At 38.7% G+C, this 11,943-nt stretch carries 12 protein-coding genes; 9 read left to right on the forward strand and 3 right to left on the reverse strand.

Annotated features, from left to right (window positions below):
• Window positions 1-70: 70 nt before the first annotated feature.
• The gene (locus ACTIEV_RS01680) at window positions 71-337 is read right to left on the reverse strand and encodes a transposase (protein ID WP_439515944.1); all 267 of its coding nucleotides are present in this window, start codon (window positions 335-337) and stop codon (window positions 71-73) included.
• A gap of 114 nt (window positions 338-451) precedes the next feature.
• Between ACTIEV_RS01680 and ACTIEV_RS01685 the strand changes: the two genes are divergently transcribed.
• The 5 genes from ACTIEV_RS01685 (at window position 452) to ACTIEV_RS01705 (ending at window position 5,423) form a co-directional block, all read left to right on the forward strand.
• The gene (locus ACTIEV_RS01685; RefSeq protein ID WP_439515945.1) at window positions 452-862 is read left to right on the forward strand and encodes a sensor histidine kinase; all 411 of its coding nucleotides are present in this window, start codon (window positions 452-454) and stop codon (window positions 860-862) included.
• A gap of 2 nt (window positions 863-864) precedes the next feature.
• Complete coding sequence (locus tag ACTIEV_RS01690) at window positions 865-1,536, forward strand: response regulator transcription factor (protein ID WP_322197196.1); 672 nt, start codon at window positions 865-867, stop codon at window positions 1,534-1,536.
• 50 nt (window positions 1,537-1,586) lie between these two features.
• Complete coding sequence (locus tag ACTIEV_RS01695) at window positions 1,587-2,669, forward strand: Ldh family oxidoreductase (RefSeq protein ID WP_322197195.1); 1,083 nt, start codon at window positions 1,587-1,589, stop codon at window positions 2,667-2,669.
• Window positions 2,670-2,787: 118 nt separating this feature from the next.
• Window positions 2,788-4,098, forward strand: a complete 1,311-nt coding sequence (locus ACTIEV_RS01700) for an aspartate kinase (protein WP_439515946.1) — start codon at window positions 2,788-2,790, stop codon at window positions 4,096-4,098.
• 83 nt (window positions 4,099-4,181) lie between these two features.
• Window positions 4,182-5,423: a carboxypeptidase-like regulatory domain-containing protein gene (locus ACTIEV_RS01705; RefSeq protein ID WP_322197193.1), complete on the forward strand. Its 1,242-nt coding sequence runs from the start codon at window positions 4,182-4,184 to the stop codon at window positions 5,421-5,423.
• 112 nt (window positions 5,424-5,535) lie between these two features.
• On the opposite strand, the gene bioA is transcribed toward ACTIEV_RS01705, so the two are convergent.
• Window positions 5,536-6,804 (reverse strand): adenosylmethionine--8-amino-7-oxononanoate transaminase, encoded by a 1,269-nt coding sequence (gene bioA, locus ACTIEV_RS01710; protein WP_322197192.1) that lies wholly within the window; start codon window positions 6,802-6,804, stop codon window positions 5,536-5,538.
• Between the two features lie 121 nt (window positions 6,805-6,925).
• Between bioA and ACTIEV_RS01715 the strand changes: the two genes are divergently transcribed.
• From ACTIEV_RS01715 to ACTIEV_RS01730, 4 genes are read left to right on the forward strand one after another with little or no spacing between them, the layout of a single operon-like run.
• On the forward strand, window positions 6,926-7,486 hold the full coding sequence (locus tag ACTIEV_RS01715) for an RNA polymerase sigma factor (protein ID WP_322197190.1): 561 nt from the start codon (window positions 6,926-6,928) through the stop codon (window positions 7,484-7,486).
• Window positions 7,476-8,858: a hypothetical protein gene (locus ACTIEV_RS01720; RefSeq protein ID WP_322197189.1), complete on the forward strand. Its 1,383-nt coding sequence runs from the start codon at window positions 7,476-7,478 to the stop codon at window positions 8,856-8,858. Before ACTIEV_RS01715 ends, ACTIEV_RS01720 begins: the two co-directional genes overlap by 11 nt.
• Window positions 8,859-8,909: 51 nt before the next feature.
• Window positions 8,910-10,166 (forward strand): LVIVD repeat-containing protein, encoded by a 1,257-nt coding sequence (locus tag ACTIEV_RS01725; protein WP_322197188.1) that lies wholly within the window; start codon window positions 8,910-8,912, stop codon window positions 10,164-10,166.
• Window positions 10,167-10,185: 19 nt separating this feature from the next.
• Window positions 10,186-10,794 (forward strand): hypothetical protein, encoded by a 609-nt coding sequence (locus tag ACTIEV_RS01730; protein WP_322197187.1) that lies wholly within the window; start codon window positions 10,186-10,188, stop codon window positions 10,792-10,794.
• 184 nt (window positions 10,795-10,978) lie between these two features.
• Here the strand turns inward: ACTIEV_RS01730 and queG are convergent, their stop codons facing one another.
• Complete coding sequence (queG, locus tag ACTIEV_RS01735; RefSeq protein WP_322197186.1) at window positions 10,979-11,902, reverse strand: tRNA epoxyqueuosine(34) reductase QueG; 924 nt, start codon at window positions 11,900-11,902, stop codon at window positions 10,979-10,981.
• Between the last annotated feature and the right edge of the window lie 41 nt (window positions 11,903-11,943).

Here is an 11,943-nt window from a genome sequence, read left to right on the forward strand (position 1 = left end):
CACGCCTTACGGTTACTTAACTGCTCTTCTTCTACCAGATGATGCGCAGTTTCCCGTTTCGCTTCAGGCGTTAAAACTTTTTTGCAATCAGGTTTTTCATGGCTCGGTTCTCAAGGCTCAATTCAGCTACAATCTTTTTGTATTCACTGATCTCGGCTTCCATCTGCTTCATCTTTACAACATCGCTCACTTCCATACCTCCATACTTTGCTTTCCAGTTGTAAAATGTTGCTTCGCTGATTCCCATCTCTCGGGCAATGTCTTTAACAGCAATTCCTGATTCCTGTTTTTTCATGGCAGATACTATCTGCGATTCGGTAAATCTTCCTTTTTTCATGTCTTTCAAAGTTTAAAATTAACAAGCTTTTTCCCGTTAACTCTAACCAAGAATGGACAACTTTTTGGGGGAGCCTACACAGCCAAGAGACTCAGAGAGATATCCAACAATATCATGCCTTATACTTTGCAGAAGAAAGGTTTAGTTACGGCTATTACTGAAATAACTGAGTTGTTGGCCGAGGGCAATGAATTATCTATAGAGTTCAATAATTCACTCAAAGATTTAGCGATCACCAAAGAGAAAGAAATCCATATTTTCCGATTATTCCAGGAAGTGCTGAATAATACAATAAAACACGCGAATGCTTCTGAAATTAGGATTCATTTGTATGAGGAGAAAAATGAATTGAATATCCTGATAAAGGATAATGGCTGTGGATTTGACAAAGAAAAAGTGATGGATCAGGGAAAAGGTTTAGGATTACAAAATATCCTTCGCCGAGCTGGAATATTAAAAGGGAAAGTATATCTTGAAACAATTCCCGGAAGTGGAACAGAATATCATTTCAGAATACCTTTATAGATATGGAACAACTGCCTCGTATTCGTGTTTTGATAGCAGACGATCATGATATTTTCAGAGATGGGCTCTCATTATTACTGTTGAAGGAGCCTGCGATCGAGTTAGTGGGAGATGCCGCCAATGGAAAACAATTGATACAAATGGCAAAAGAGCTCCAGCCGGATATTGTTTTAACAGATTTGAAGATGCCTCAAATGGATGGTATTGAAGCCATCAAAAGAATCAAAGAATTATATCCTGCTATCAAAGCCATTGCACTGTCTTCTTTTGATAGCGATGCAATGGTCATCGATGCTTTGGAAGCCGGTGCGATGGGCTATATCATTAAAAATGCAGATCGGGGAGAAATTATAGATGCCATCAGAATGGTATACACAGGAAGTCCCTACTACTGTAAAACAACATCAGGCCGTCTAGTAAAGCTCATTGCCCGAAGTGAATTCAATCCTTATAAAACAGATACTTCCAAACTTTTCTCTGATAAAGAGAAAGAAATCATCCGACTCATTTGTGAAGAAAAAACCAGCAAAGAAATCGGAGAATTACTCTTCATGAGTTCTCGTACCGTGGAAGGCCACCGAGTAAAGATCTTGGAAAAAATGGATGTAAAAACTACCGCAGGTATTGCTATCTATGCTATTAAGAATGGAATCTATAGCGCGCATCAGGAGTAATATTTTCGTTTCATTTCTTTCCACTGCTTCTCCATTCGTAACTTGCAGCCATGGATCAGGTATATACTTATGAATCGTTGTATGCATTTACCAAAGCAGTATTCATCAAAATGGGCTGTTCTGATATGGATGCCACTACTGCAGCCACTGTTTTGGTATCCGCAGACCTGCGCGGTATTGATAGTCATGGTGTAGCCCGACTCAGTGGCTATGTTCGATTGTGGGAAGTGAACAGGATCAATGCAACCCCAAATATTCAAGTGGTTCATGAAACACCGTCAACTGCTGTAGTAGATGGGGATGCCGGTTTAGGTCTGGTAGTAGCTCCTTTTGCAATGCAGATCGCTATTGAAAAAGCCAAACAAGTAGGTACTGGATGGGTAAGTGTTCGCAATACCAATCACTTCGGTATTGCAGGTTATCATGCGATGATGGCATTGGGGCATCAAATGATTGGAATGGCCATGACCAATGCAAGTGCCTTGGTAGCCCCTACTTTTTCCATTGAAAGAATGTTGGGTACCAACCCTATCGCAGTAGCTATTCCTGCAGGAGAACAACCTCCTTTTGTAGCAGACATGGCCACTACCACAGCCGCAAACGGCAAATTGGAAATACTGCAAAGAAAAAATGCAGAAGCACCGTTGGGTTGGGTACAGGATAAAGAAGGTCAAGCATCTACTGATGCCAATATTTTAAAGAAAGAAGGTGCCCTACTTCCATTGGGTAGCGATCGCGAGCATGGAAGTCATAAAGGCTATGCATTAGGTGCCATCGTTGATATTTTTTCCGCAGTACTCAGTGGAGGAAGCTATGGTCCTTGGGCCCCACCTTTTCCTGCATATGTGCCCATGCCCGAAAATATGCCGGGGAAAGGTCTCGGACATTTTTTTGGCGCGATGCGCGTAGACGCTTTTCGTCCAGCAGAGGAGTTTACAACGCATATGGATAATTGGATCACTCGTTTTCGTAATGCAAAGCCTGCGCCCGGACAAGACCGTGTGTTGATACCCGGAGATCCGGAAAGGGAATATGAAAAAGAGCGCATGGAAAAGGGAGTACCCATTGTGGCGAGTGTAGTAGAGGATTTGAAAGCAGTGGGAGAAAAATTCGGTATCGAATGGATGGCCTAACCCGCTGATCTAGCTAACAACTGTTCTTTAAAATCCCTGAGAACTTAACGTCTCAATAATTTACCTTTGCACCTCATTAACCAATAAAAAACGGGGGAGGGGGAATCTTATGAAAGTAATGAAGTTCGGCGGTACCAGCGTAGGTAAGCCGGAACGTATGCATCAGGTATCACAATTAATTACCAAAGATGCGACACCGAAAATAGTAGTGCTCAGTGCACTTAGTGGAACTACCAATGCTTTAGTGGAAATCAGTAACAGTTTATCTCAGGGTGATAGACAGGCAGCTAAACAAAAAATCGATCAATTAGAAGCACATTATCGACAGTTTGTGCTGGATCTCCTAAAAACAGATACTGTTCGCGCTAAAGCCAATGCAGTCATTGCCGAACATTTTGAATTCCTTAATATCATTTTGCGTATTTCTTTTAGTGAAGCGCTGAATAAAGATATTCTGGCACAGGGTGAATTGATGAGTACCAAATTATTCAGTTGCTACCTTGAGGAACAAGGAATCGATCATATGTTGTTACCCGCTCTTGAATTCATGACCATTGATGCCAATGAAGAGCCACAGTTGGGGAGTATCAAAGTTAAATTGAGTCAGCAACTACAACTTCATAAAGACAAAAAATTATTCATTACCCAAGGCTATATCTGTCGCAACTCAAAAGGGGAGGTCGATAATCTGAAAAGAGGTGGTAGTGATTATACCGCTTCTCTTGTAGCTGCGGCTATTCATGCCAGTGTATGTGAAATCTGGACTGATATTGATGGTATGCATAACAATGACCCGCGTATCGTTAATAAAACGATAGCCATTGAACAATTAAGTTTTGATGAAGCAGCGGAGTTGGCATATTTCGGTGCAAAAATTTTACACCCTACTTGTATCTGGCCGGCACAGCAAGAGAATGTTCCTGTGAAATTGTTGAATACCATGCAGCCGGATGCTCCCGGAACCGTCATCACCAAAGAAGCAGGTAGTGTAGGTGTGAAAGCAGTAGCAGCAAAAGATGGGATCATCGCCATCAAGATCAAGAGCAGTCGAATGCTGTTGGCTTATGGATTTTTAAGAAAAGTGTTTGAAGTATTTGAGAAATACCGTACTTCTATTGATATGATCACTACTTCTGAGGTAGCGGTATCTGTTACCATTGATACGGATACGGCACTCAGTAGTATCGTAAAAGAACTAGAGCCATTCGGAACAGTAGAAGTAGAGAAAGATCAAACCATTGTTTCTATTGTAGGAAATGAAATAGCTCAAACGGATGCTGTATTACAAAAACTATTTAATGCAATTCAGGAAATACCGGTTACGATGGTGAGTTATGGAGGAAGTACGCATAATGTCTCTTTACTGGTTCCTAGTGAGCATAAAACAAAAACATTACAACTCCTCAATATTGGATTGTTTGGCCTGTGATCAATGTTAAAAGAGGTTAATATTTAAGCCATCCGTCTGGTCGGATGGCTTTTTTCATTGAAATTGTTACTTCAAATCATGGCATGAGAATCATATTGACACTGATCATCCTTATTGCAAGTCTTCATCTTTCCTTTGCTCAGCAAGCATTGAGAGGAAAAGTCATCGCCAGTGATTCTAAACAACCCATTCATTTGGCCAATGTCTTTTTAAGTAATACATCTATTGGAACTGTTACGAATGCAGAAGGTGTATTTGTTTTAGACAGATTTCCGCAAGGTCGTTTTGATGTAGTAATATCTTGTATTGGTTATGAAACCTATGTAACCACTATTCAATATGCGCAATTACCTGCTTTTATTGAAGTGGTATTAAAGCCTAAAGTGAATATCCTACAAGAAGTAGTTGTAGAACCATATGAAAAAAATGGATGGGAACGATATGGAAAATTCTTTATAGAAAATTTTATAGGTACATCTGCTTTAGCTACAGATTGTAAACTTAAAAATCCGGAGACCATTCGTTTTCGTTATAATAAAAAAGAAAATATTCTTCGCGCATTTGCTGATGAGCCAATTATACTGGAGAACAGAGCACTGGGGTATATTTTACGCTATGATTTAAAAGTATTTGAGTATAACTATGGTACAAGAATATTTTATTTTCAAGGGTATCCTTTGTTCGAGGATATTGAAACAGATCGCAAAAGATTACTGAATCGTTGGGAAAGAAACCGCGCAGAAGCATATTATGGTTCTATGATGCACTTTATGCGATCGCTATTTAGAAACCAATTGATTGAAGAGGGATTTGAAATAAGAAAGCTGATTAAGATTAGTGAAGAAGAAAAGAAAAGAGTCAGAAATATCTATAATTCCAGAACCTATATCAATAGTAATGGTAATATTGTTGTAAACGATAGCTTGTTGGGTAATGGAAATAAAGACAGCTCAGATTATTACCGAAAAGTAATACGACAACCTGAGAAAATGGCAATATTGATCAATCAGCTTTTACCTGGCGATAGTATTGCATTTGCCATAGATAGCTTTACCGCCGGATTGTATTTTGATGATCATCTGCAAGTGATCTACAAATACAAACAAGCTCCAGATGAGTACGTACGAATGAATTCCTTATCTGTTCAACCGAAAACACCTGTTGTATCAGATATTGTCCTCCCTAAAAAAAATGCCATCTCCGTATTAGCCAATGGTAGTTATTTCGAAGGTCTGGATCTGATCACATCCGGTTACTGGGGTTGGTGGGAAAAATTGGCAACGATGTTGCCATTTGATTATAAGCCACCGAAAAAGAGGGAGTAAGCTAACAGTTTATAGTTGACAGTTGACAGTAAATCATGGACTATATATTTTATATACTCATAATTAATGTAAAGTAATTAGCAAGAATTACTTTACTTCTTCCTGTCAACTATCAACTCAACCCCCAACCCGAAAGAAGAAACTTATACACTTTCTCCAATTCCTCTTCTTCAATACAATAAGGCGGCATGATGTAAACTGTATTTCCTAGTGGACGAATGTACATGCCTGCATCCAATGCTTTTTTTGTGATGACTGAACTTACCTGATTTAGGTATTCTTTTTTGCCCTGGTCTATTTCAAATGCAAGAATAGTACCCAAGCTGCGAATATCTTTAATTGGTAATTCAGTTGTACGTAATTGATCTGCAAATGAAATATTCGCCGCACTGATTTTTTCAATTTGTAATAAACATTCTTCTTTTTGTAACAAATCCAAACTTGCTAATGCCGCCGTACATGCTAGGGGATTAGCGGTAAAAGAGTGACCATGAAAAAATGTTTTCATCGCATCATCATCTACATAAGCCTGATAGATACGATCTGTACAAGCTGTTACGCCTAGTGCCATCGTTCCTCCTGTAAGACCCTTGCTCAAACAAATAATATCCGGTTTCTTATTCATGTAGTCACTGGCAAAAAACTTTCCTGTTCTTCCAAATCCTGTCATTACTTCATCTGCAATACAAATGATATCATTGAGCTTAGCCGTATTCAACAGTTCATTCAGCAGGTAAGGATCGTACATGTTCATACCTCCAGCACCTTGAACCAACGGCTCATAAATAAAAGCAGCTGTTTCTTCCGCATGCTGTTGCATGATGGTTTTTAATTCACTGATATTTTCTTGTGTAGGTGTATCGAGAAAAACAACATCAAAAAGAAGTTCATGAAAAGCCAATGTAAAAACACTTCGATCACTTACACTCATGGCTCCGAAAGTATCTCCATGATAACTGTTTTTGAAAGCGATGAGCTTGTTTCTTTGTTTCTGATCCTGATTCCACCAGTACTGAATAGCCATTTTCAATGCTACTTCTGTAGAGGTAGACCCATTGTCACTATAAAATATTCTTGAAAAATTTCCCGGTAAAATTGTCAGTAGTCGTTCTGCCAGTTCCACGGCCGGCCGGTGTGTAAATCCGGCAAAGATTACCTGTTCTAATTCCAAAGCCTGCTGGTATAATTTTTCTGCGATATATGGGTGTGCATGTCCATGTAAATTTACCCACCAGCTACTGATAGCGTCAATATAGCTATTCCCTTGTTCGTCAAACAATAAGGATCCTTTACCCTTGACAATAGCGATGGGATCGGCCATATTTTTTTGTCGGGTAAAAGGGTGCCAAATAGAATTTTTATCCCGTATTGCAATACTCATACGGCAAATGTAGGATGTAAATGGTAGTTGTTTTGGCATCGAATATGGTAGTTTTGCCACCATTTTTTACCCATATGCAACGCAAGTACCATTAACCGGGTCAACCCCCTGAATATACTGCATGTTAGACGAACAGAAATTGGTAAAAGACTGCCTGAGGCAACATCCGGCTGCACAAAAGCTGCTGTATGACACATTTGCTGAGCAAATGCTGGGTACCTGTTTCCGTTATACCAAGAGTATGAATGATGCAGAAGAAGTACTGCAACAAGGTTTTATCAAAGTGTTTCAAAACCTGCATCAGTTTCGTTCAGAAGGTGATCTGGGCGCATGGATTAGAAGGATTATGGTGAATACGGCGATCAATTATTTGAAGCGCAAACCACAATATCAATTGGATCTTGGTTTTGAAGACAGTCATTTGCATCCTGTAGACAATCACCAGCCGGATTTGAAAATACAGATGAAAGATCTTTTAAATCTCATCAGGCAATTACCCGCCGGTTATCAAACCATTTTTAATCTCTATGCAGTAGAAGGATATTCACATGTGGAGATCGCTAAAATATTAGGGATCAGTGAAGGTACCAGTCGATCACAGTATGCTCGAGCCAGGGCATTATTGATTAGCTGGTTGGAAAAATATTCTGTTAACGGAAAAAAAGATCGATATGCCCAATAAATCTTTTGAAGAACAAGTGAGGGAAGAACTTTCTGGTTTGCGCATCAAACCCAATGATGTAGTATGGCAGTCTGTTGCCGCAAGCCTGCAGCAAAAAAGAAGACGTCGTTGGGCAATTTGGCTGCTTACACTTTTAATAGGGTTATCTAGCGCCTCATTTTGGTTATTGATAGCAAGCAAAGAAGAGACATCTAAAAGCCTACAATCTTCTCAGCTAAAAACTAAGCAAGGCATCATTCAGAATACAGAAGCCGCTAAGATCAACCCGTCAACAAAAACTTCTTCACCATTACCGGAATCATTAATACCCATTACAAACAGAACTACGCACCAAAAAAACAACCAAGCAGATGAGACTGTAATACCTACGGATCTTCTGGTATCTACAAAAACAACAAATAAAAACGAACTTGTATCGGTTAGTTCCCAAGAGATAGCTTCTTCTACTTTATCAATGAATGCGAACACTGAACAAGCAGATTTGCCTATTACGCATTCAAAAAATGATAGCGTATTGATCATCCCTGAAATTATTGGCATCAGTGAAACAGCTACTATTGGTCTCTTGCAATATGATACAATAGCTGTTATAGCCCAAGAAACGCTGACCCATTCAAAGAAAGTTTCTCAATGGAATTGGAAAGCTGAATTACTCATCGGGAAAAGTGGTATCCGTAACTCATTAGGCTCCCTTTTTGAAGGTAGTAGTAATGCTGCATACAATAACTTCATAGGCTCAGGATTGTCAACAACGGCATCTCCCGGTTCTGGTCCTATCAATTTGATCAGACCCAAAGTGCAGGATCATTTTTCATTTGGTACGTCTGTTGAAATGAGTAAAACGATCGGTAAAAAGAAAAAGAATAGCTTGGGTATTCAGGTTGGATATCAGTTGTATCAAACAAAATATAGAATTGGTGGTATTAATTCGGGAACATTACAATTTAGTAATGTGAATCGATCGAATGAATCCAATGTGTATTATGGGGTAAGAGATAGTGTAAATTATATCGCCTCTTATCATTTCATTCGATTAGGTCTTCAATGGTATCGTTCATTGAAATGGTTGAAACAAACAGAGCTTAGATGGTATGCAGGTGTTGGTGCCAATCTTATGGTAAGTAGTAATGGTCTTCATGTAGGCATTACCAATAATAATATCTATTACTTTAAAAACAGATCCTTACTACGCAATATGCAATTTGATGCGGTCACAGGTCTAGAAATTGGCATAGGAAAGCAGAAACGTTTATTTGTTGGTCCACAAATACATTATATGCTGAGTAATGTATCAAAACAAAATGGATTTAACCAGCACTTGTATCGTCCTTCTATTAAAATGTCTTTATTGCTTTCTAAAAGCAAAAAATAAGGTGCAACAGTTCTGTAAAGTGGGGTGTCAGTATGCTACAAATCTTCTTGTATGCAAACGAAATACTTACTGCTGCTACTTCTTCCATTTACAGTTGCTTCTTGCATGAAAGATACTGTTAAAGAATCTTACAGTTTTTTTAGACCGGTGTATCAAACAAAAGATCAAGTTAAAGCCGGTATCAAGAACGCACCTTCTGTTGAGATTGAAAAACCCGGTAAGATTATTTTAAAAGATCACTATCTCTTTTTGAATGATGTAGATAAAGGTGTTCACATCATCGATATTGCCGATCCTGCAAACCCTAAAAAAATATCATTTATTAGCATTCCGGGTTGTGTAGACATGGCTATTAATGGGAACTATCTCTATGCAGATTGTTATACTGATCTGGTAACCATTGATATTGCCAACCCTCTTCAGGTAACAGTTAAACAATTTTTGAACGGTGTTTTCCCACATCGCTACTACGGAGCTTTTTTTGCAGATACGGGCTTGGTGATCCAAAAATGGATACGTGTTGATACAACCATATCTTATCCCTATTCCAGTGGCTCACGCAATTATTTTTTTGAACGCACCGGTTTGTTCACGTTGAGTTCTCGTGGGGGCTTTTCCGCTTCTTCTTTCTCAGGAACAGCCTCTGTTGCTATTGCAGGTTCTACAGCAAGATTTGGGTTACAGCAAAACAGAATGTACACGGTAAGTCATGATGATTTGAAAGTATTCAATATAGCAAAGGCCGACGCACCAGCTTATGTGAATAAGGTTGATCTTATTCAAGGTAATATTGAAACCATTTTTCCTTATAAAAATAATTTATTCATTGGTGCCCAAGGTGGAATGTCTATTTATAGTGCATCCAATCCTGATCAGCCTTCACTACTTGGACAATTTACCCATGTTAGGTCTTGTGATCCTGTAGTAGCAGATGATACACATGCATATGTTACTTTAAGTGGTGGATCATTCTGTGGCGGTTTTAGTAATCAGTTGGATATAGTAGATATCAAAAATCTTTTTAGTCCGAAATTGTTGAAGACCTATCCGTTAAAATCTCCGAAAGGACTCTCAAAAGATGGAAATACATTATTGATTTGTGATGGTACAGATGGATTAAAACTATTTAATGTAGCAGATCCGTCTAATGTTACACATATCAAAACCGTGAGTGGGTTTGATCCCCATGATGTTATTGCCATACAAGGGTATGCCATTGCTGTTGCATCTGATGGAATTTTCCTGATTGATTATCGTCAACCTATAAATGCCGAGATCATTGGGAAAATTGAAGTCAAAAAAAATTAATCATATTAATTAGCGAGAAATGAAAAATATATTCATTGCAGCCATTTGTTTTTTGTCAACTCATCTTCAGGCGCAAACAGGTAAAATAAAAAAAATGACTTCCTATCTTATGCCTCAGATAGCTTTAATCGATGGGTCTAGCGGCACAAGTACACAAATTCAACTGGCTGGCGGATTGGTAAAAAATAATTGGCATTTTGGATTGGGGGCGGGTATTGATTATTATGAAATGAGAAGTGTGCCATTATTTACAGATGTGCGTTATCACTTTGGAAAAGAGCAAAAAGTATTTACCTATGCTAATGTTGGGTATAATTTCTCTTGGGTACAAGATACACGTGATCCCCGCTTTATACTACCACCTTCCTCGAATGCAGTAAAACAAACTGATGGATTGTATACTGATATTGGAATTGGATATACTATAAAAATTGGTAAGCGAAACTCCTTATTGATGAGTACAGGTTTTTCGGTAAAGCAAATGGGGGAAGAATACCATCCATTGCCTTTTTCTAGTTGGGTATGGCCATCAAGTACGCCATGGATTAGTTCTGAATCAACAACAGTAAGAAAATTTGATTATACATTTAAAAGAGTGTGTTTCAAAGTAGCATATCGCTTATGGTAAATGATTTAGAAAATGATGGTACGCAGATTTTTCCCATCTGAATCTTCGAAGGAGTTCTACGAACCTTTGGATATGATGAGTTATAATATGCGCGAATAAAATCAGCGTCAATCATGAAGATCATGACAATCTGCGTTCCATAATACAATATGATAAATGTATTTGGGTATCAAATAATGACACATCAATGATCGCTTTTCAGAAACGATAAATTCCTTTGAATTCCTTTGAATTTGCTACGTTTCAATGGGGAATGACGAAATATGTTTTGAAATGCTTCTTCAGTCAGAAGTTCCCATTCATGACTACTTAAATTCAAAATTTCAGGCAATGGACTAAACGCAGGCTCATGATGCGGTTTACTGAATCGATTCCAGGGGCAAACATCCTGACAGGTATCACAGCCAAACATCCAATTATCAAATTTCCCTTTCATCTCATCCGGTATCAATGTGTCTTTAAGTTCTATGGTGAAATAACTGATGCATTTGCTTCCATCAATGACTTTATTATCTAAAATGGCTTCTGTTGGACAAGCGTCTATACATTTTTTGCAAGTACCGCAATAGTCTTTTGCAAAAGGGTCATCATAATCCAGTTCTATATCAACGATTAAAGTGGCAATAAAGAAAAAGGATCCGGCTTGTTTGGTGATCAGGTTTCCATTTTTACCGATCCAACCGGCACCGCTTCTCGTGGCCCAGCTTCTTTCCAATACGGGAGCTGAGTCTACAAAACCACGTCCCTGAATTTCGCCTACTGAAACCTTGAGTTCATCCAATAACTGTTTGAGTTCTGAGCGGATGACTTCATGATAATCTTCTCCCCAGGCATATTTAGAAATCTTTGGAGTAGTGGGTTGTTGCTGTTCAGAAGGGAAATAATTTTTTAGTAGTGTGATCACTGATTTCGCTCCCGGTACCAACTTCGTAGGATCAATCCTGAGATCAAAATATCGCTCCATATACGACATAGATCCGTGCATATGACGGTTCAGCCATTGCTCTAATCTGCGGGCATCTTCATCTAATGGAAGAGCTTTTGCGATGCCGCAATAATCAAAACCATTGCGGGATGCCAGATTTTTTAAGAGTTGGGTTGTTTTCACAGTGTCAATCAATCGATCTGATCAAATGTACTAAGGATTTA

The sequence above is a fragment of the Sediminibacterium sp. genome (assembly GCF_051861365.1).
GTDB lineage: Bacteria > Bacteroidota > Bacteroidia > Chitinophagales > Chitinophagaceae > Sediminibacterium.

Bases quoted from the DNA above. Each gene is read 5' to 3' on its own strand.
- ACTIEV_RS01680 (WP_439515944.1), bottom strand. From the start codon at position 337: ATGAAAAAAGGAAGATTTACCGAATCGCAGATAGTATCTGCCATGAAA.
- ACTIEV_RS01685 (WP_439515945.1), top strand. From the start codon at position 452: ATGCCTTATACTTTGCAGAAGAAAGGTTTAGTTACGGCTATTACTGAA.
- ACTIEV_RS01690 (WP_322197196.1), top strand. From the start codon at position 865: ATGGAACAACTGCCTCGTATTCGTGTTTTGATAGCAGACGATCATGAT.
- ACTIEV_RS01695 (WP_322197195.1), top strand. From the start codon at position 1,587: ATGGATCAGGTATATACTTATGAATCGTTGTATGCATTTACCAAAGCA.
- ACTIEV_RS01700 (WP_439515946.1), top strand. From the start codon at position 2,788: ATGAAGTTCGGCGGTACCAGCGTAGGTAAGCCGGAACGTATGCATCAG.
- ACTIEV_RS01705 (WP_322197193.1), top strand. From the start codon at position 4,182: ATGAGAATCATATTGACACTGATCATCCTTATTGCAAGTCTTCATCTT.
- bioA (WP_322197192.1), bottom strand. From the start codon at position 6,804: ATGAGTATTGCAATACGGGATAAAAATTCTATTTGGCACCCTTTTACC.
- ACTIEV_RS01715 (WP_322197190.1), top strand. From the start codon at position 6,926: ATGTTAGACGAACAGAAATTGGTAAAAGACTGCCTGAGGCAACATCCG.
- ACTIEV_RS01720 (WP_322197189.1), top strand. From the start codon at position 7,476: ATGCCCAATAAATCTTTTGAAGAACAAGTGAGGGAAGAACTTTCTGGT.
- ACTIEV_RS01725 (WP_322197188.1), top strand. From the start codon at position 8,910: ATGCAAACGAAATACTTACTGCTGCTACTTCTTCCATTTACAGTTGCT.
- ACTIEV_RS01730 (WP_322197187.1), top strand. From the start codon at position 10,186: ATGAAAAATATATTCATTGCAGCCATTTGTTTTTTGTCAACTCATCTT.